Annotated in this window: 18 protein-coding genes; 15 read left to right on the top strand and 3 right to left on the bottom strand. The window is 41.7% G+C overall.

What is annotated here, in order from left to right; all coding sequences use genetic code 11:
* The 6 genes from AAEY99_RS14930 to purF form a co-directional block, all read left to right on the top strand.
* A partial coding sequence (locus tag AAEY99_RS14930) for a FimV/HubP family polar landmark protein (protein ID WP_351011013.1) occupies window positions 1-2,012 on the top strand: 2,012 nt, incomplete at its 5' end.
* 129 nt (window positions 2,013-2,141) lie between these two features.
* Window positions 2,142-2,927: a tRNA pseudouridine(38-40) synthase TruA gene (gene truA, locus AAEY99_RS14925; protein WP_101086718.1), complete on the top strand. Its 786-nt coding sequence runs from the start codon at window positions 2,142-2,144 to the stop codon at window positions 2,925-2,927.
* 118 nt (window positions 2,928-3,045) lie between these two features.
* On the top strand, window positions 3,046-4,323 hold the full coding sequence (gene folC / locus AAEY99_RS14920; protein WP_351011011.1) for a bifunctional tetrahydrofolate synthase/dihydrofolate synthase: 1,278 nt from the start codon (window positions 3,046-3,048) through the stop codon (window positions 4,321-4,323).
* 71 nt (window positions 4,324-4,394) lie between these two features.
* Window positions 4,395-5,033, top strand: a complete 639-nt coding sequence (locus tag AAEY99_RS14915; RefSeq protein WP_351011009.1) for an SPOR domain-containing protein — start codon at window positions 4,395-4,397, stop codon at window positions 5,031-5,033.
* A gap of 152 nt (window positions 5,034-5,185) precedes the next feature.
* Window positions 5,186-5,674: a CvpA family protein gene (locus AAEY99_RS14910; RefSeq protein ID WP_101086721.1), complete on the top strand. Its 489-nt coding sequence runs from the start codon at window positions 5,186-5,188 to the stop codon at window positions 5,672-5,674.
* Between the two features lie 33 nt (window positions 5,675-5,707).
* Window positions 5,708-7,222, top strand: a complete 1,515-nt coding sequence (gene purF, locus AAEY99_RS14905; RefSeq protein WP_011636872.1) for an amidophosphoribosyltransferase — start codon at window positions 5,708-5,710, stop codon at window positions 7,220-7,222.
* 333 nt (window positions 7,223-7,555) lie between these two features.
* On the opposite strand, the gene AAEY99_RS14900 is transcribed toward purF, so the two are convergent.
* Window positions 7,556-8,053: a helix-turn-helix transcriptional regulator gene (locus AAEY99_RS14900; RefSeq protein WP_162023441.1), complete on the bottom strand. Its 498-nt coding sequence runs from the start codon at window positions 8,051-8,053 to the stop codon at window positions 7,556-7,558.
* A gap of 187 nt (window positions 8,054-8,240) precedes the next feature.
* On the opposite strand from AAEY99_RS14900, the gene AAEY99_RS14895 reads away from it, so the two are divergent.
* The 5 genes from AAEY99_RS14895 (at window position 8,241) to AAEY99_RS14875 (ending at window position 14,384) form a co-directional block, all read left to right on the top strand.
* A complete protein-coding gene (locus AAEY99_RS14895) occupies window positions 8,241-9,482 on the top strand; it encodes a metal transporter (protein ID WP_335691465.1) in 1,242 nt (413 codons plus the stop codon).
* On the top strand, window positions 9,479-10,510 hold the full coding sequence (locus AAEY99_RS14890) for an efflux RND transporter periplasmic adaptor subunit (RefSeq protein WP_351011007.1): 1,032 nt from the start codon (window positions 9,479-9,481) through the stop codon (window positions 10,508-10,510). The genes AAEY99_RS14895 and AAEY99_RS14890 overlap by 4 nt, the downstream gene beginning before the upstream one ends.
* 1 nt (window position 10,511) lies before the next feature.
* On the top strand, window positions 10,512-13,565 hold the full coding sequence (locus AAEY99_RS14885; RefSeq protein ID WP_351011005.1) for an efflux RND transporter permease subunit: 3,054 nt from the start codon (window positions 10,512-10,514) through the stop codon (window positions 13,563-13,565).
* Complete coding sequence (locus AAEY99_RS14880; RefSeq protein WP_101086726.1) at window positions 13,562-13,867, top strand: DUF3240 family protein; 306 nt, start codon at window positions 13,562-13,564, stop codon at window positions 13,865-13,867. The genes AAEY99_RS14885 and AAEY99_RS14880 overlap by 4 nt, the downstream gene beginning before the upstream one ends.
* 97 nt (window positions 13,868-13,964) lie before the next feature.
* Window positions 13,965-14,384, top strand: a complete 420-nt coding sequence (locus AAEY99_RS14875) for a hypothetical protein (protein WP_351011004.1) — start codon at window positions 13,965-13,967, stop codon at window positions 14,382-14,384.
* Between the two features lie 150 nt (window positions 14,385-14,534).
* Here AAEY99_RS14875 and AAEY99_RS14870 read toward each other — a convergent pair whose 3' ends face one another.
* On the bottom strand, window positions 14,535-15,242 hold the full coding sequence (locus AAEY99_RS14870) for a tRNA (adenine(22)-N(1))-methyltransferase (protein ID WP_351011002.1): 708 nt from the start codon (window positions 15,240-15,242) through the stop codon (window positions 14,535-14,537).
* A gap of 171 nt (window positions 15,243-15,413) precedes the next feature.
* On the opposite strand from AAEY99_RS14870, the gene AAEY99_RS14865 reads away from it, so the two are divergent.
* Window positions 15,414-17,375, top strand: coding sequence for a DNA topoisomerase III (locus AAEY99_RS14865; protein ID WP_182744992.1), 1,962 nt, complete (start codon window positions 15,414-15,416; stop codon window positions 17,373-17,375).
* A gap of 170 nt (window positions 17,376-17,545) precedes the next feature.
* Window positions 17,546-18,139, top strand: coding sequence for a peptide-methionine (S)-S-oxide reductase MsrA (gene msrA, locus AAEY99_RS14860; RefSeq protein WP_351011000.1), 594 nt, complete (start codon window positions 17,546-17,548; stop codon window positions 18,137-18,139).
* Between the two features lie 266 nt (window positions 18,140-18,405).
* Here the strand turns inward: msrA and AAEY99_RS14855 are convergent, their stop codons facing one another.
* The gene (locus tag AAEY99_RS14855; RefSeq protein WP_182744990.1) at window positions 18,406-19,341 is read right to left on the bottom strand and encodes a LysR family transcriptional regulator; all 936 of its coding nucleotides are present in this window, start codon (window positions 19,339-19,341) and stop codon (window positions 18,406-18,408) included.
* A gap of 122 nt (window positions 19,342-19,463) precedes the next feature.
* On the opposite strand from AAEY99_RS14855, the gene AAEY99_RS14850 reads away from it, so the two are divergent.
* Together AAEY99_RS14850 and AAEY99_RS14845 are read left to right on the top strand one after the other, a co-directional pair.
* On the top strand, window positions 19,464-20,489 hold the full coding sequence (locus AAEY99_RS14850; RefSeq protein WP_351010998.1) for a zinc-binding alcohol dehydrogenase family protein: 1,026 nt from the start codon (window positions 19,464-19,466) through the stop codon (window positions 20,487-20,489).
* 79 nt (window positions 20,490-20,568) lie between these two features.
* Window positions 20,569-20,859, top strand: a complete 291-nt coding sequence (locus tag AAEY99_RS14845; protein ID WP_182744989.1) for a putative quinol monooxygenase — start codon at window positions 20,569-20,571, stop codon at window positions 20,857-20,859.
* Window positions 20,860-20,901 lie beyond the last annotated feature (42 nt).

Below are 20,901 nucleotides of genomic sequence, written 5' to 3'. Positions count from 1 at the left end.
ATGCATTGTTAGCTGAGTTTGATATGCCTGCAGAGCCAGATGATGTGGCTGCCGAAACACCGGTAAAATCAGCTGAAGCAAAAGCGGATGACGATATCGATGCATTGTTAGCTGAGTTCGATATGCCTGCAGAGCCAGATGATGTGGCCGCCGAAACACCGGTAAAATCAGCTGAAGCAAAAGCGGATGACGATATCGATGCATTGTTAGCTGAGTTTGATATGCCTGCAGAGCCAGATGATGTGGCTGCCGAAACACCGGTAAAATCAGCTGAAACAAACGCGGAAGAGGACCTAGATTTATTACTATCAGAGCCTGATTCGGAACAAACTGATGTTGATGCTCCTACTGCAACGGATGAAGATATAGATCAACTCCTAGCCGGCTTATCTGCAACCAAGGATGAGAACGAAGAAGATAGCTCAACAGATAGCTCAACAGATGATGGGGATACAGACCTTCAGCCGCTAAACCGTGATTCAATTGACAACGATGATGACATAGCCGCGTTAATTGCAGCTGAGTTGCAAGATGATACTAACGAAGATATCCAAGATATAGAGTCGAGTGATGATGACATTGATGCATTGCTGTCTAGCTTGAATGAACCTGTTATTGAATCAGTGTTTGACGAAAAAAGTGATGAACTGTCAACCGGTGAACAGCAAACTTCCGATAGTGATGATTTAGCGGCGCAAATTGCTGCAGAGTTAAATGATGAGGATGTCGTAGATTTTATTGATGATAATGAAACCAGTGATGATGACATCGATGCATTATTAGCGAGTCTTAACGAGCCAGTGATTGAGTCAGATGCCGACATTCAGGAAAAGGCTGCCGTCCAAGCACAGATAGCTGCTGAATTAGATGATGATATTTCCGATGAAGAATCAATATCTGATGATGAGTCCCTCGATGATGACATTAATACTTTATTGGCAAGCTTTAAAGAAGATATAAAAGACGATACTCCATCAGAAAATGACACTGAAAACCCACAGTATGGCAGTGCTCCGCAGGTTGACAACACTCAGCCTGACAATGAAAGCATCGACGATAACGCATTATTCGATGAGTTTGATGAATATCTTAATGATACCGATTTAACTAACACAGATGATACTGCTGATATTGAAACGAACAAGTATATTGAGCCTGAAGCGGATGCTGATAAAGCAGCAGACAGCGATGACGAAGATAACAGCTGGTTAGATGCTGAACTTGAAGCCGCGTTAGCGTCAACGAGCAGTAATGATATTAAGTTAGATCATGATTCTACAGCTGCACAAGCTCCTACATCAGAAACGGATGATGGTCTTGATGCCTTGTTAGCACAAATGGATGATGAAGAGGCTGCTTCGTCTAGTGCGAAAAGTAAAATAAATAAAGATTCAGGCTTCTTTAATGACCTAAAATCAAGTAAACCAAAACCTGAACTTTTAGATTGGGAAAGCGATTTACTTAAAGCTGCCGAGTCAGCCGCTGACGAGATAGAAGTCGATGAAGCAGATGTGAGTGACGATGATCTACTGGCTGCATTTTCACAATCACTCAATGATGACAACGATGATGACTTTACCTCAGAAGATGAGTATATCCTTAGCGATGACAACTTAACTGTTGATGAAGCATTGGCTGCACTCGATCAAAAAGAACGAAGCCAATCAACAGAATATAAAGCCAGTGACGATGACTTAATGCGTTTTGAGCGTGAAAACGGTTATATCGACATTGATAAACTGTTGAACGATGCTGATGAAGATGACGATAAAACCGATCAGTATAAAGACGTTAATGTTGATATGGGCTCTGCAAGTTCATTAATGGGCAATCCGAATATGGTTGATGTTGATGATGAAGAAAACTCCGTTAATGCAAAACTTGATTTAGCCAGGGCGTATATTGAGATTGAAGATCAAGACAGTGCCCGAGCGTTATTAAAAGAAGTGCAAATGGACGGTAATGAACGTCAGCAATTAGAAGCCAAAAATTTACTAAAAAGTGTCAGTTAAGCCGATAATTTTTTGCCTGCATAGGTAAAGAAATAGGCTTATGTTAACCACATAAAAGCAAACGGCGCAGATACATGCGCCGTTTTTTTGTGATAAACTGCGCGCCATTATTGAGTAGAGGATATAGGCATGCGGGTCGCGTTAGGTGTTGAATATGATGGTAGTGGTTTTTGTGGGTGGCAGCGCCAACTCGAGGTCGATTCAGTGCAAGCCCAGATTGAAAAAGCGTTAAGTTATGTGGCTAATGAACCTATAACCGTTTTGTGTGCCGGAAGAACAGATACTGGTGTACACGGTACCGGGCAGGTGGTTCATTTTGACACCGATGTTCAACGTCCAATGACGGCGTGGACACAGGGCGTTAATGCTAATTTACCAGACAGTGTGGCGATACGCTGGGCAAAAGAAGTCGATGACAGTTTTCATGCTCGTTACAGTGCGACAGCCAGACGTTACCGCTATGTGATTTATAATCATAAACTGCGCCCGGGTATTTTAAGTGCCGGAGTGAGCCATTATCACGGTGATATTGATGAAACCTTGATGCATAAAGCGGCACAGCTTTTTGTTGGCGAACACGATTTTACCAGTTTTAGAGCATTGCATTGTCAATCTAAAACGCCGTTTCGAAACGTGCATCAAGTCAATGTGACTCGCCAAGGCATGTATGTGATGGTCGATATTCAAGCTAATGCATTTTTACATCATATGGTGCGTAATATTGTTGGTTCATTACTGCAAATCGGCTTAGGTAATCAACCTATAGAGTGGATAACAGAATTGTTTGCCCTGAAAAATCGTAAGCTAGCGGCACCTACTGCTAAACCGAATGGATTGTATTTGGTCGATGTGACTTACCCTGAACAATATCAATTGCCTAAGTTAGCGCTGGGTCCATTGTTTATGCTCGATTAAGCCCTTTAAGCTATCTATGTTATTTAAGTTAGCTAAGTTATCTTTATTGAAATGTAAAACCCATGTTCTGTATTCGCAGCGCCGAGTAAGGTTTGAATAAGTTAAATGGTATTGAATTATGTCAATCGTGTCTGAAATTACTGTACCCAATCAACAGTCAAGCTTAGCTCAATGGCTGGATTATTTGCTGGCAATTCATCCTAGCGAAATTGACATGGGCTTAACTCGAGTCAGCGCTGTTGCCGAGAAATTAAATGTGCTTGATTTAGCGCCAGCGAAAGTCATTACCGTAGCCGGTACCAATGGCAAAGGCACAACCTGCGCTATGCTTGCTTCGATTTTACGTCAAGCTGATTTGTCTGTCGGCGTGTATAGCTCGCCTCATTTGCTGCATTACAATGAACGGGTACAAATAAATCAACAAGATGCCAGTGATGACTCCCTTATCGAAGCTTTTTGTGCGATAGAGACGGCGCGAGGTGATATTTCATTAACCTTTTTTGAATATGCCACCTTAGCAGGTTTATATTTGTTTAAAGCTGCTAAAGTCGATGTGATCATTCTTGAAGTGGGTTTAGGTGGGCGATTGGATGCAACCAATATTATCGATTCCACTGCCACTATTTTGACCTCTATCGATCTTGATCATCAAGAATATTTAGGCGATACCCGCGAACTGGTTGGCAGAGAAAAAGCTGGCGTGTTTCGCTCAGATTGTGTTGCTATTATCGGTGAGCCAGATTTACCGTTGAGCGTCACTGAATATGCTAATCAACTCCGTACAACTCTTTATCGTGTTGGGCATGAGTTTGATTACCATAAAGATCAGACTCAACCAGCATTATGGCACTTTGAATCTGCGCAGCAGTCATATACTGGCTTAACGGTGCCAAGGTTACCGTTAGCTAACGCTGCAAGTGTTGTTGCGCTGCTAAGCCATATTTGGCCGCAAATAAGCCAACAGCACATTAATCGAGGATTACAACAAGCTCAACTGGCTGGACGACTAGAGCAGGTGAGTCAGCAACCATTAGTACTATTAGATGTTGCGCATAATCCCCATGCAGCCAGATATTTAGCACAACAATTACAGGCGTACCAAGGTCGGCGTATTGTAGCCTTGTGTGGCATGCTTAAAGATAAAGACATTAAGTCAGTATTGGCGACATTAGATCAACAAATTAGCCATTGGAACTTGGTGAGTTTAGATAATCCACGAGGCGCATCAGCACAAGTATTGCGTCAAGCATTGCCCAATGACAGTAGTCGTGAGTATGTTAGTGAGTTTGCTGACATCGCTAGCGCATGGCAAGCCATACAAACTACGGTAAATGCCGATGATGTGGTTATTGTCTTCGGTTCTTTTTATACTGTTGCAGGCTTTAAATCTTTATAAACACTATTTATGTCCGACGTCGGTTGTACAAGCCATCATTAACGTCATTTGGTTAAAAAAGGGAATTAGCTTTGAATCGTCAATTTCAAAATCGTTTGGTGGGTACCATCGTATTAGTGGCCTTAGGCGTGATTTTTTTACCCGACTTATTAGACGGTAAAAAAACGCAAGTGGTTGAGGAGTTCACTGAAATTCCTTTACGTCAAACTCAGCCAAGTGCTTCCAATAAAGTTAATTCTGACAATACCGCAGAACCAGTAGAAGAATTCCAAGTGTTAACGATTGCTGAACCACAAGATCTCAGTAACGATATCGTTGCATTAGGGGGAGCTGAACCGAACAAAGAGCCGACCAAAGAAGTCAGCCAAGCCGTTAAGCCGCCAGCTCCAGCTCCAGTTACAGTAGCAGTGGCAGTTAAAAAGCCTGAAACCCAGGTTGCAAATAAAGTGAAATCACCTATTACTGCTGGTTTTACATTGCAGTTAGGCGGGTTTAATAATATTACCAATGTAAAAGCGTTGATTACTCAACTGCGAAAAGCGGGGTTTAACGCTTACACACTGCCTAAAGTACCCGTTGAAGGGAAACTAACCCGAGTGTTTGTTGGCCCTGAAGTTTCAGAAGAAAAACTTAAAGCTCGTCAGCAACCTATATTCAAATTAACCGGATTAAAAGGCAAAATCGTAGCCTATAATCCACAGGAACAATAACCTCTTCAGACGGTATTTTGCATGCGTGATTAATATTTACAATTTGATTGTTCTTAATCACGCAAGAATAATTTGTGCAATCAGAGGTGAGAAACATCTCTGTCTCTGTTAGAATCCCGCCGTCTTGAACCCTATACCGGATCCCCATCTCCATGGTTTGGATTGATTACGCAATAATTATTGTCATCGGGTTATCAACTATTATTAGTTTGATCCGCGGATTTGCCAAAGAAGCCATGTCTCTTGTGGTTTGGTTTGCCGCTTTCTTTATCGCTAGCCAGTTTTATCTTGATCTTGCAGCTCATTTAACCCAAATGCAGGACGAGTTAGTTAGAAATGGTGTGGCGATTGCTATTCTTTTTATCATTACCCTGATCATAGGGGCACTCGTTAATTATTTATTAGGCCAGTTAGTGGCTAAAACCGGATTATCGGGCACAGACCGTGTTTTAGGCCTGTGTTTTGGTGCCATTCGTGGCGCGTTAATCGTTAGTGCATTACTGTTTTTTATGGATGCTTTTACGGCATTCCCTGACACTAAATGGTGGCAGGACTCTGTTCTTGTACCTGAATTTGGCGTGGTTATTCAGTGGTTTTTTAACTACCTTGAAAATACCTCTAGCTTTGTACCCAAAATATAAACATAAAACACTTTACAGTGAGGAACCTTACCCATGTGTGGTATCGTCGGAATAGTAGGAAAATCAACAGTTAATCAGACCATTTATGATGCGCTGACTGTGCTCCAACATCGTGGTCAAGACGCAGCAGGTATTGTGACGGTTGACATGAATGCGTTTCGTTTACGTAAAGCAAACGGCTTAGTCAAAGATGTGTTTGAACCTAAACATATGCAGCGTTTACAAGGCAATGCCGGTATTGGACATGTTCGTTATCCTACCGCTGGCAGCTCGAGTGCATCAGAGGCACAACCGTTTTATGTTAACTCGCCATTTGGTATTTCGTTAGCACACAACGGTAACTTGACTAATACGATTGAACTGGCTGCAAGCTTAGTCACAAAGCGTCGTCATGTTAACACCACCTCAGACTCAGAAATCTTGTTAAATCTGTTAGCCGATGAGTTACAAGAAACGCGCAGTTTAACCTTAAGTGCCGATGAAGTGTTTGATGCAGTTGCTAAAGTGCATGCACAAACTCGTGGTGCTTACGCGGTAGTTGCGATGATTATTGGCCAAGGTTTAGTGGCATTTCGTGACCCATTTGGTATTCGTCCTTTGGTATTGGGTAAACACGAAACCGCAACGGGTACTGAGTACATGGTTGCTTCTGAAAGTGTTGCTTTAGACGCTGTTGGTTTTGAAGTGATGCGTGACGTAGCACCTGGTGAGGCTGTTTATATTTCACTTGATGGACAATTGTTTACCCGTCAATGTGCAGCAGACCCAAGCTATGCGCCATGTATTTTCGAATTCGTGTATTTTGCACGTCCCGATTCGAGCATTGATAAAGTGTCTGTTTATGCAAGCCGTGTAAACATGGGCGCTAAGTTAGGCGAAAAAATTAAGAAAGAATGGGAAGATCACGACATTGATGTTGTTATTCCTATTCCTGAGACATCGTGTGATATCGCATTAGAAATTGCACGTTGCATGGATTTACCGTACCGCCAAGGGTTTGTGAAAAATCGTTATATTGGTCGTACATTTATTATGCCTGGTCAGCTAGAGCGTAAAAAATCTGTACGTCGTAAACTGAATGCGATTAATACCGAGTTTAAAGGTAAAAACGTATTATTGGTTGATGATTCGATTGTACGTGGTACTACGTCTGAACAGATCATTGAAATGGCGCGTGAAGCCGGTGCAAAGAAAGTGTATTTTGCTTCAGCTGCACCTGAAATTCGTTTCCCGAATGTGTATGGTATTGATATGCCGACGTCTAATGAGCTTATCGCTCATGGTCGTGATGCTGACGAAATTGCCAAAATCATTGGTGCCGATGGTATTATTTTCCAAGACTTAAGCGACTTAATTGAAGCGGTAAGAATGGAAAATCCAGAGATTAAGCGTTTCGAAACATCTGTGTTCGACGGTCATTATATTACCAACGACGTTGACCAAGCTTACTTGGATCATTTAACGCAATTACGTAATGATGATGCTAAAGCCAATCGCTCAAAAGACATTGGTACTAACTTAGAAATGCACAACGAGTGTCATCCATAAGTTAACCGGCCTTGTTAGCAATATTTGTTAACAACAAAAATCCAGCATGAAAATGCTGGTTTTTTTATGGGTTTAAATCATTAAATCATTAAGTCAAAAGTCAAAAGTCAAAAGTCAAAAGTCAAAAATCAAAAATCAAAAGTCAAAAGTCAAAAGTCAAAAGTCAAAAGTCAAAAATGGATCCCTCCCAATAAGGTATTTAAGCCGGGATCTAAGCATGTGCGGATAATGAAGACGAAGGGCAAAAGCTAAAATAATGATCCTGACTACTACGTTATTCACCCTGTAATATTTTTAAGCCGGGACCTATATATTTTTTGGGCTTAGTGAGTATTACTCTTGAATAAAATCTTCCATAAACCAGGCGCATAGGGTGTGGCGGCCGTCAACTTGTGCCTTGCTGTAAATTGTTGATGCTTGTTGGCGGACCGTTTTTTCTTTGGTGAGTCGTACCTCGGCAATTTCTTTAAAGCTGAGGCCTTTCAACAGTAATAAAGCGACTTGTTGTTCACTTTTTGTAAACTGCCATGCATCGAATTGTGTTGCGATTGTTACGCTATATTCTTGTCTTGCTGATCGCATTTGTGCTGACATGTGATCGATTTCTTTATCCGCTTTTTTAAGTTTCGATTTGAGTGCTTTGACTTGGCGAGAACTGCGGATCAGGTCATAACCTAAAAAAATACTCGCTGCAATCGTTAACAATACCAGCATGGCTTCTTGGGCAATGTGCCAAGCGGGAATGTCCAGTTGAAAATCGGCAAATATGTCGAACAACTTAAATAAGGTGATTAGCAGTAGCAGTATAATAATGAATACATCTTTTCTCATGACAGCTGTCCAAAAATGAGTGTGTTACGTAAATAAAACTAAAAAGGGTAAATGATTACGCATTAAAATCATGAGTTTACATTATGGTACATATGTACCATAGCGACATTTATGATACATACTCCCCATGTGTTCTCTACCTAAAGATAATAGTCTAACTATATCTTTTGGGTTAGTGAAATCACATATGTCTGCCGTGAAGTTTAGTATCAAAATATGTCTTATTATTGCGCTAGCGATTAGCTCTTATAGCTATGGCGCTACAAGCAATGACCTGTCACCACTGTTGCAGTTAAGTCAAACGCGATTAAACAAGACCACCTTTAATGCCATGCCACTCAACGATAACCGCTCAGTACAATTGAGCAGTTCGACTTGGTTGACGGGCTTACCGAGCATTAGTTTAAGTTACCTAGGCGATCTGGATAATAGTAACATTTATGAACAAGAAGTATCACTTAACTTACCCATTAAATCTTTTAGTTTGCACCAAAGCGATAACAAATTAAAACGGTTAACAAGCTCTCTGCTTGAGCAACAGGTGGCACTTCAAAAATTATATTTATCTGGTTTGCTTAGACAAAGCATGTGGGATTTTCGCATCGCTTTAGTTAAGTCTAACCAACTGCAACGTAAAGCATCACTATTAGAACAGTTACATGTGCAGCAAAAACAACTGTCTGCAGCGGGTGAGTTTCCTAAAGTCAATTTATTGCTATTAGATCGTGAACGCGTGGATATTGATTTAGCGCAGATTGAACTAAAACAGCAACAAGATGAAGCAATGGCATTATTTCAATCACTCACTGGTTTGAGTGAGATCCCCGAAAATATAGAAGAAAGTGGCCATAATATGGCTGAATTAGACGTGCAATCTATTCATGGTGCTGATGTGGTATTGATGCAGCATCCTTTGTGGCAATTACAGTCGCTGCAACAACAGTTTCAAGACGTCATGATGACAAGCCAGCAAGCGGGTGAACAAGATCCGTGGACTGTGTCATTAACCGCAAAGGAAACGGCTGGTGATCTCTCTAACGACCAACATTTAGGTGTTGGGATCAGTATTCCACTCGGTTTTGGCTCTGCTTTATCTCAACGTGAGCTGTCGGTTTGGCAGAAAGATTATCAAGATCAACGCATCAATAGCGAAAGACTTTATCTGGAACTCAAAAATCAATCACAAAAGCTGTTATTACAGCAGCATAATCTCAGAAAACAGCAGGCCTTGTTACAACGAGGGGTATCACTGAGTCGCACCATCACTGAAGATTTGGCCAAGGTAAAAGACCAAAACCAAATGGGTTATGAAATTTGGTTACGCCGCTACATGGATGCATTGGATACTGAATCACGTTTAGCACTTAACCAAGTGGCCCAGCAACAACTTCATTCTCAGCAACTGCAAGCTTTAGGGATTTCATTATGATGGCCAAATTTGGCACCAGCCTTTTATGTATCACAATCGGTTTATCATCGGCGTTTGTTCGTGCTGAAACCATATCTCTTAGCGAGTTAGGTCACTTAGACGTGAGTTATATGTCGCCTAAAAAAGTGGCCAGTTATGAAGGTAGTCCTCTTCCTGCACAAATAGCCCGTTTACCCGGTAACGATTATTGGGTTATGACGCCTGAAAATATTCAGCAAGTGACGTTTTTAGTGGGGCAGGGGCAAGTTGTCACCAAAGACCAAGCCATTGTCAGATTAACTGGACCAGAAGTGTTTCATTTTTTAGCTCAAATAGAGGCGGCCAAAAGCCTATACGACCTAGCTAAACAGCGTTATGACCGTAATCTGCCTTTATTAAAAAATGGCAGCATTGGCTCAGATAAGTGGCGCGAGATCAGCCAAGATTACTTTAGTGCTCACCTTGAATACGAACACATGCAGCACTTTATGGAGATGGTGCAAAGCATTGATGCAAATACTGAATCGCTGGTGGTCATGGCTCCTGTGGCGGGCATTGTTAATCTTAATTATCTCAATAGCCCCTACAGTGCTGGGGTGCAATTATTCTCGCTTATTCCTACCGATAGTATTCGGGTGAAAGTCAGTGTGCCTATGAGTCAGTCAACCTCGTTATCTGCGGTGAACATTAATCAATGTCATATTGCCATTGATGAAGTGTCTGCAATTGCTGATGGGGTATTTTTAACTGCTTGGTCTACCCCTGTACCACAAACGTGCAATTTACTCTTAGGGCAACAAATTACTGTGATACCTGAATATCAAAAAGCCGTGTATTTGGTGCCTAAAATTAGTGTGTTCACTTGGCAACAAGATAGCCAGATTTTTACCCAAAAAGACCAAACATTGTCTTCATTGAGTATCGATGTATTAGGCTCTACTGCAGATGATTATATTGTCGCGAGTGATCAAGATTTGAGTCAAATTAAAGTGTTGTCTCAATCTGTCGCGGCAGTGAAAGGTATACTGCTTGGTTTAGGAGGCGAATAATATGCTCGCTTCTGTGATTCGTTTTTCACTAACTCAGCGCTTGTTTGTGTTGATCGTAGCGTTGATTTTAATGTTAGCGGGTACTCGTGCCTGGTTTAATATTCCTCTTGATGCCTTTCCTGATATTTCGCCTACGCAAGTGAAGATTATTTTAAAAGCACCGGGTATGACGCCTGAAGAAATTGAAGCGCAAATTACTGTACCGGTTGAAACAGAGCTTTTAGGGATCCCAAATCAAGCCATTTTACGCTCCACTACTAAGTATGCCATTAGTGATATTACCTTAGATTTTACTGAAGGAACTGATATCTATTGGGCTAGGCAGCAGGTCAGCGAGCGACTAGCGGCGGTATGGGACAGTTTTCCTGAAGGTGTCTCTGGTGGTGTAGCACCGATGAGTACGCCGTTAAGTGAAATCTTTATGTTTACACTTGAAAACCCTAACTTATCGTTAATGGAACGTCGGCAGTTGCTGGAATGGGAAGTCAGACCCTTGCTGCGTACCGTTGCTGGTGTGGCGGATGTGAATATTTTAGGTGGCTATGCCAAAAGTTTTAGTGTTAGTCCTAATCCTTCTGCCATGGCTGCCGCTGGCGTCAGTTTTGCAGATCTGCAACAGGCGATTACTGACAATAATCATAATGAAGGTGCCGGTAAATTAACCATTGGTACTGATACCATTATTGCGCGTTCAGAAGGGCGAGTCGATGATATTGATGAACTAAAACAGTTAGTGATTAAGGCGGATGATGCGCAAGTTTATCGCTTGATAGATTTAGCTGACGTACAGATTGGCCATTTAGCCCGCTATGGCGCGGTATCAAAAGACGGTGAAGAGGCGGCTGAAGCCTTAATTATTGCACTTAAAGATGCCAATACTGCCCAAGTAGTCACCAATATTAAAGCAAAGTTAGCGCAAATTAATACTTCGTTGCCTGAAGGCAGCGAGCTTAACGTTTTTTATGATCGTGCTAATTTAATTAATACCGCGATTGATACCATTTCAAGTGCGTTATTTGAAGCCGTGTTGTTAGTGATTGTATTACTAGCGCTGTTTTTAGGTAATGTCAGGGCCGCTTTAGTTGTGTCATTGTCTTTGCCTCTTGCGGCATTAATGACGTTTTTGATGATGGATTTATTTAATCTGTCAGCAAATTTAATGAGTCTAGGTGGCTTAGTCATCGCGATTGGTATGTTGGTTGATTCATCTGTGGTAGTGGTTGAGAACATGGTCAATCTTATTGCGACTAAGCAACGTTTGCCACGTTTACACCTTATTTATCGTGCGACTAAAGATGTGGCTATTCCAGTTGTATCTGGCACTGTCATTGTGATGATTGTGTTTTCTCCCTTACTGACATTAACCGGCTTAGAGGGCAAATTATTTACGCCCGTGGCTGTCACGATTGTCTTTGCCATGTTATCGGCATTGGTGTTGTCGCTTACGGTTATTCCGGTCATTGCATCTTATCTGGTTAACGAAAAGTCTGCACAAGAGCCTAAAGCGATAGAGAAACTAAAAGCGGCTTATTTGAGCAGTTTAAAAAAGACGTTTACCTATAAAAAGCCGTTTATCATCGTGTCGTTTACGCTATTAGTAGTGAGTTTAGGGCTATTTAGTCTTGTCGGTAAAACCTTTATGCCGACATTGGATGAAGGCGATATTATTTTACAGCTAGAAAAATCACCTTCTATTTCGCTTGAGGCGTCGATTGCTATCGACAAGCAAATTCAAATTACCTTGCTTGAAAAGGTGCCAGAAATTAAACAAATGGTTGCGCGGACCGGTTCTGATGAAATTGGTTTAGATCCTATGGGGCTAAATGAAACCGATGTATTTTTGGAACTCGCACCGCGAGACGAGTGGCGCTTTGCTGACAAGACGCAACTGATTGATGCAATTCGCACTGAACTGCTTAATTTTCCTGGAGTAAATTTTAATTTTACTCAACCTATTCAGATGCGCGTCTCTGAAATGCTTACTGGCAGTATTGGTGATGTGGCCATCAAAGTCTTTGGCACCGATATTGATACACTTGGGCAATTAACGGCCCAAATTGAGCAGCTTGTCAGTGACACCAGTGGCAGTATCGATGTGAAAATGGCCATGATTGAGGGCAGTCCATTTATTAACTTAACCCTAGATAATGAGCTGGCACGTGGCTTTGGCATGAGCACCATGGAGTTTTCGCGGTATTTGAAAAGCCAACTTGAAGGTGTTGTTGTGACCGAAGTGCTGCAAGGTAAAAAGCGTACCCCAGTATTGATCGCCAATAATCAAGGCGGGTTGAGTAGTATTAATGAGCTGCAGAATCAGTTGTTGGTAATGCCTGATCATTCATTAAAACGCCTTACCGATATCGCTAAATTAACCTACAAAGAAGGCCCTATTTTAATTGAACGCGAACAAGGTGATCGTTTCTCGGTGATTACGACTAACGTGCAAGGCCGAGACATAGTCAGTTTTGTTGAAGAACTCAACGCGAAAATTGACGCTGAGGTTAAGTTACCTAGCGGTTACAGTGTCAGTTTTGGTGGCGAGTTTGAAAATCAACAACGTGCCACTAATAACTTATTACTGGTTATTCCCGTCGCCATTGCGCTTATTACTCTCATTTTGTTTACCACTTTTGGTTCGCTTGCTAAAGCGGGCTTGATTTTGGCTAACGTCCCCTTTGCTATGATGGGCGGGATCGTGAGCTTGTATGTTTCGGGCGAGTATTTATCTGTGCCTGCTTCGGTTGGTTTTATTGCATTACTCGGCGTCGCAGTACTTAACGGTGTGGTGATGGTGAGTTATTACGAGCAGACCAAACATATTTTTAGCAGTTTATTGGCGCGAGTCGAGCAAGGTGCAGCAAGACGTTTACGACCTATTTTGATGACCGCCACGACAGCCATGTTTGGCTTGATGCCATTGGTGTTTGCATCGGGCCCTGGTGCTGAAATCCAAAAGCCATTAGCCATTGTTGTTATTGGCGGTTTGCTGACATCAACCATTACAACCCTTTATTTGTTACCAATCCTTTATTACTGGCTGGAGAAACGTCAATGATCACGGAGCAATTGTTAGTGCTGATCGCCCAAAATGATATTAAGGACGACATCGTTGATACCTTGATTGAGCTTGAGTTTTTATCTGGTTTTAGCCTAGGTAATATTTGCGGTTTTAGCCGTGAACACAGCCATTTTAATATCAAAGAGCAAGTTGAAGGCTACAGGGAATTTTGTAAGTTTGAAATTATGCATCCTGTGGATCATCAAGATGCGTTATTAGGTGCCTTGTCTGCGGTTTGTAAACATAATCCGTGTCGATATTGGATTACACCCATCATTCATACAGGCACTTTGTGCTAGCCGCAAAAGAAAAGTACTAAGTCGATAAAGGAAATCGTTGCTGTGTTTGGACCATGCGGTCAGCTCATTAAATTTAGTTATAAGAAAGGATATTGAAATGAGAGTTTATCGTTGCCTAACCATGATCTTTTTCGCTTTGCTGGTATCAAATAATATATATGCTAGTGAGCTTTCTGCGAAGAATAGCGATGTGACGATTGAGTTTACTATCGAGCCTACGCGATCTTTGAAGGTAACGTTTGAAAGTAGTGTGACTTTGCATTCAATAGTCATTAGAAATAATGATGGTTATTTACTTAACTTAGATGTTCAAGTGCCAAAAGATCCTGGGACTATTTTTTATTTTAATCTTCCTAAGTTACCTCCAGCTAAGTATCTTGTTAGATGGAAAAGTCAGCTTAATGGTGGCCCAATAAGCCTTGGTGAAGCAACGTTAACCTTAAATGATGACACCTATCCACGGCCTTCTACTAAAAAACCAAAGTACGATATTTTACATAGAAAACTACATGGGTAGTCATACTGCAATTACGTCATTCCTGAGATGCAGCTGATCGGGAATCCAGCTCTTTATTGCAGGACGAAGTCCGTCCTTGTCATTTGCGGCGTAGCGTCCTTGATACTTTATATACCCAGAAATGGACTGCCAATTGAAGCGTTTTAGGCATTATTTTAAAGCGATGTTTACCTGTTGATACTCTTTTAGTGCTTGAGAGGTGTTTCCTGAACGAGATTGATTGATGCGACTGTAGTGCGCAATCGTTTTAGCTAAATAACGCATAGCAATGTCTTGCTGTACAGCATCACTCGCTTGCCAAATTACACTGCCTATAGGGTCAATGTCTGTAAGCGAATCATTAGCAACATTCGCGGGGAGTTTGGGATCACGTCTGATATAAAGGATTTCGTAGAAACGACGGTTTTCTTCAATCAGTTTTTCGTCAATTAATTCACAATCAAGCTTGATAAGTTGTTGGCGTAACTCATATTGATGATGAACTGGACACAAGATAAAATCGATTTTTCGGTTCGAATATTGCTGGCAAAGTGACCTAACAAACTCGATCACCAAATCTCCACCCACTCCGGCAATAATCACTAAGGGTGTATGCTCATCTTGATCCAAAGGGATCGCTGACACATCAACACAATGTACTTGCCATTTTGGTGGGTTTTGCTGTGGGTAAAAACGTTCGAGCTTGGCGGTTAACTGCTGCATCAATGCTGGCACAATGTCGACAAAATGAATCGTGGCAGCATGTCTGTCAAGCAACGCGGCGCCGAGTAATCCATGGTCGCAACAGCAATCCCAAATATGAGTGTAACCATTGGGGATCATCATGTTGATATGTGCTAAGCGGTGGCCGAGTTTCATCTGTTTGTCGTGTTTTAAAGTGAACTTGCGCATTGTAATGATTTAAGTGACTAAGTGGTTAATTATTTCATATTTGCAGCTTGGCGTATTTAACGCTAATCTATACTGTAAATTTATACAGTTAAGTGGCGCGGTTCATTTCATTGAATATTAGCGACCCACCAGTGGATTATGATTTTATATATTGCTGAAAAACCCAGTCTAGGTCGTGCTATTGCCGATGTTCTGCCAAAACCACATAAAAAAGGTGATGGCTTTATCACAGCCGCTAATGGTGATTGCGTCTCATGGTGTATTGGCCATTTATTAGAGCAAGCCGAACCCGATGCCTATGACGATGCATTTAAGTCGTGGAAACTCGAACACCTTCCCATCGTGCCGCAAACGTGGAAGCTACAACCTAAACCTAAAACGCGCAGCCAACTTACGGTGTTACGAAAATTGGTCAAGCAAGCATCATCGATCATTAATGCTGGCGATCCAGACCGTGAAGGGCAGTTGCTGGTCGATGAAGTGATTTCTTATCTGGGTGTAAAAGGAGACAAACTCAGTCAAGTTCAACGTTTGTTAATCAGTGACTTAAACCCACAAGCGGTAAAACGTGCATTAGGGCAATTACGCAGTAACCGAGAGTTTATTCCATTATCGACTTCTGCATTGGCCCGCAGCCGTGCTGATTGGCTATATGGCATGAACATGACCCGAGCCTACACGATTCAAGGTCGTAAAGTGGGTTACCAAGGTGTGTTGTCGGTTGGCAGAGTGCAAACACCTTTGCTGGGGCTCGTCGTTCGTCGCGATGATGAGATTGCCGATTTCAAACCTAAAGCTTTTTATGAAGTCTTAGCGCATTTACTCACCGACCAACAACAAGCCTTTACTGCCAAATGGCAACCTAGCGAAGCATGTCAGCCATATATGGATGAAGACGGACGAGTATTAGCTAAAGGTTTAGCCGAAAATGTCGTTGCCCGTATCAATGGGAAACCAGCGGAAGTCACTAAAATTGAAGCTAAAGATAAGCGCCAAAACCCACCATTACCTTACAGCTTATCGGCACTGCAAATAGATGCAGCTAAACGTTTTGGCCTGTCAGCGAAAGAAGTACTGGATACTTGCCAAAGTTTGTATGAGCGCCACAAATTGATTACTTATCCGCGCTCAGACAGTCGCTATTTACCTAAAGATCAGCATGCTTTGGCGCCAAAAGTATTGGACGCCGTGCTCAAAGGCGCTTCAGGCTTAATTGAGGGTTGTGAGTCTCCGAATAGTAAACTTAAATCTAAAGCGTGGGATGACACTAAAGTAGATGCTCACCATGCGATAGTGCCAACTGAAAAGGTGGCTAATTTATCGACATTATCAAGCAATGAAGCCAAGTTATATCAACATGTGGCAAGGCAATATTTAGCCCAGTTCTATCCCGCTTATATCTATGCAGAAACCGCAGTTGAAGTGACCATTGCCGGTGGGTTATTTACCACTAAAGCACGTCAAGATAAAACCTTAGGCTGGAAACAACTGTTTAAACGTTCTGCCACTGCAAATCAATCTAGTTCTAATTCAACTAGCAGCGACGACGACAATGAAGACGCGGTACAGTCTTTACCGCCACTGGTTAAAGGTCAAATTTTGCATTGTCAGCGTGGTGAATTACTACAGAAAATGACCCAAGCGCCGAAGCATTTTACCGATGCCACTTTATTAGGTGCAATGACCGGCATTAGCCGTTATGTGACAAACAGCGAGATTAAAAAAATCCTTAAAGAAACCGATGGCTTAGGCACAGAGGCCACACGTGCAGGAATTATTGAATTGCTGTTTAAACGCGGATATTTAATTCGCCAGGGTAAATCGATATTGGCCACCCCTGTGGGTACTGGCTTAATCCGCAGTTTACCCGAATCAGCAACCACGCCCGACATGACCGCATTATGGGAAAACAGCCTCGATGCTATCAGCCAAAAACGCTTAAAGTACGATGCCTTTATGCAGCCATTGTTGAGCCAATTAGATGGTCTTATCACTCAAGCATCGAGTCAATTACCCTCAGCATTACAAGGTGTTGCCAGTACTGCACCAAAACGAAGTTTTAAGAAATCGTATAAAAAGAAGGCTAAAGCGAAAAGCTAAATTGGCAAGAGTTACTTGCATTGCAGTCTAGGTATTTCGGGAATATAGCTGCCTTAACTCACCATTAGGAACTTTGTAAATGTCATTGTGAACTTTTAAACCATTAAGTTCATATAGTAGATATTTACAGACAAACATACTAATAACCTAGGAAAATAAAGGAGAGTGTTATGAAAAGCACACTAGTGTTAACGATATTTGCAGCAAGTTTATTGTCTTATGCATCGAATGCCACCGCAGATAAAACCATTTTAGCTGGCGGATGCTTTTGGTGTATGGAGTCAGATTTTGAAAAACTTGATGGCGTAACCGATGTGATCTCTGGGTTTACTGGCGGAAACATCAAAGACCCTACCTATAATGGCAACCACAGTGGTCATTATGAAGCGGTTGAAATAACATACGATCCTAGCAAAGTGAGCTACACCGAGCTGTTAGAACATTACTGGGTCAACATTGATCCTTTTGATGCAAGCGGACAGTTTTGCGATAAAGGTTCTAGCTATTTAAGTGCGATTTTCGTGGCAAACGACACCGAACGACAAATTGCCCAACAGTCTAAAAAAAAAGTAGAAAAGCAGTTTCCGAATAATAAAGTGGTCACGCCAATTTTAAATGCGTCTACATTTTATCCTATAAAAGGCGATGAAAGTTATCATCAGGATTACTATAAGAACAACCCAATTCGCTATAATGCTTATCGCTGGAATTGTGGCAGAGACCAAAGGTTAAAAGATATTTGGGGAGATAAAGCGACACATTAATTTATTGGTTTTCAATCGAACTCCTGTGAGTTCGATTGATAGTGGCTATGTTTAGCTTATGTTTGACGCCTGTTTACAACATAGCCCTGCGACTAAAAGCTATTCTTGATGAAGTGCAACAGTAATGAAGTTTATTTAGCGCTAATTTATTGTCCGCTAATTGTGATACAGATAACTTATCAATAATGTATTGATTCTATTCAGTCCGGATTAACATCACGGGATTCTATTTTACCCGTATGCGTTTGAACATTTAAAACGAGCATTTAATCCAACACGCTTTTATCGAGTATGCCTTTCTCTATTAGTTGCAGTAAAATACTGCGAGTTTTGTCTTTAAGCATGTCACGCAGTAATCGCGCTGCGGGTGTAATAGATTGTCTGCTAGGAAATACCAACCAGAGTTCAGTGGATTTAACGGGATAGTCCGCCATTATCCTCACTAGGTTATTGGTCAGTAAGTCATGTGACATGTCTAAGCATGACTTAGCTGATATTCCTTTGCCATTAACGCACCAACGTCTAACTAAGTCTGCATCATTGGCAACCCGGTCACCGGATACTTTTACTTTAATACTGTTGTCAGCTTGGGTGAACTCCCAGATGTCGTGAGTTAAGTTTTGTAATTGATATAGCAGGGCATTATGTTCTGCCAATTCTTGTGGATGTGTTGGGGTGCCAAATTTATCAAGGTAAGTTTGTGATGCACAAATGAGCCTTGGCACATTACAAATTTTAAAGCCGTATAAATTAGCATCATTAGGTGAACCATAACGTAAAGCTAAATCGACAGCGTCGCGATAAAAGTCAACGTTGGCATCACTAATGCTGACTCTCAAACTCACTTTTGAATGAGTATCCATAAATTCATCAAGCCAAGGGATTACAATATTACGCCCCAGATCCGATGATATGGCTAAGCGTAAGTCACCATCAATAATGTCCAGCTCACCTTTCATGTTTTGCTTTGCTTGCTCCAGCATTAACATGGCTTGCTCACACTGCGGTATATACTTTTCGCCAGCGCTCGATAAACGAAGTTGCCGGGTGGTGCGAATAAAAAGTTCAACGCCTAAACTGGCTTCAACGCGTTTTAATGCAGCACTAGCGGTGGCGGTGCGCATGTCTAGATTGGTTGCCGCGGCAGTGATGCTGCGAAACTCTGCGACTTTAAGCACCACATAAAGGTCTTCTAATAACATGATTATCCATTTTTAATTGATAATGTTTCAATTATTATGCTGTTTATGGGAGATAAAACAAGCGCTAATATGGCTTCATCAAGTTTGAGCAACCTTATTTTATATATCACAGGAACAATCTTATGAAAGCTATTGGATATAAACAGTCTCTTGACATTTCGAACCCAGAATCATTAATCGATGTGACATTGGATCAACCCATTGCAACAGGCCGTGATTTATTGATTAAAGTGAGTGCCATCGCCGTTAACCCTGCCGATTATAAAGTGCGCTTAAACATGCCACCGGCAGACGGTGAAGTAAAAGTGATTGGTTGGGACGCGGTTGGCGAAGTCATTGCAACGGGTGATAAGGCAAGTCAATTTAAACCGGGTGATGTGGTGTACTATGCTGGTGATATTACTCGCACAGGAAGTAACGCTGAATATCAGTTAGTAGATGAACGCTTAGTGGGCATGAAGCCTAAGAGTTTATCGAATGCAGAAGCTGCTGCACTACCTTTAACGGCGATAACAGCATGGGAATTGTTGTTTGAACATTTATCGATTAAGCAGCAAAGCCCTGGCGCTGTAGAGAAATCAAACGAAGTGATTTTGGTTGTTGGCGCAGCGGGTGGTGTGGGTTCTATATTTGTACAATTGGCTAAAGCCATTACGGGTGCAACCATTATTGGTACCGCATCACGTGCCAGCTCAAGTGAGTGGGTTAAGAAATTGGGTGCGGACTATGTTGTCGACCACACTAAACCGCTTGTTGCGCAAATAGCGGCATTAAACATTGGCCCTGTTACTCATGTTGCGAGCCTAAACAGCACCGATACTTATTTTGATAGTTACACAGAGTTATTAGCACCGTTTGGTAAGATTGCGATGATTGACGATCCAGTTGCGCTTGATGTGACTAAATTAAAGCTAAAGAGTTTGTCATTACATTGGGAGTTTATGTTTGCTCGTTCGATGTTTAACGCAGTCGATATGGATGAGCAGGGACGTTTACTTAACCGAGTAGCGGATCTTGTCGACCAAGGTTTTATTCAAACTACGTTAGGCCAGCACATGGGCGCAATAAATGCTGCAAATCTTCGTGCTGCACATGAGGCGTTAGAAGCTGGCCGTGCGATTGGTAAAATTGTGTTAGAAGGGTTTTAATTCAGACCTTAAATTATATTATTGAGTAATGTTAAATACTTATATTATCGAACACTTATATTATCGAACAGGAATCAACATGTCACATTTAACGATTGTAGCCAATATTAAAGCCAAAGCGGACAAAATTGAATTGGTGAAAACTGAGTTACTGAAGCTGATTGACGTTACACGCGCTGAAGAAGGGTGTATTAGCTATGAATTACACCGAGACAATGATAACTCTGCTCACTTTATGTTTTATGAGACTTGGCAGACCCGTGAATTATGGCGTGTGCATATGGAAAATCAACATTTAGCCGATTTTGTGGCTGCAACACAAGGCGCTGTTGATGAATTTACGTTGAATGAAATGACCGTTATCGACTAGTTTTATTCAAGTTGGCGATTCAATTGAATGACATCCAAAAGC

It is taken from the genome of Shewanella sp. S1-58-MNA-CIBAN-0166, assembly GCF_040310085.1.
Taxonomy (GTDB): Bacteria; Pseudomonadota; Gammaproteobacteria; order Enterobacterales; family Shewanellaceae; genus Shewanella.
The sequence above is the reverse complement of the archived record's forward strand: the minus strand, read 5'-3'. Positions and strand labels throughout refer to the sequence as shown.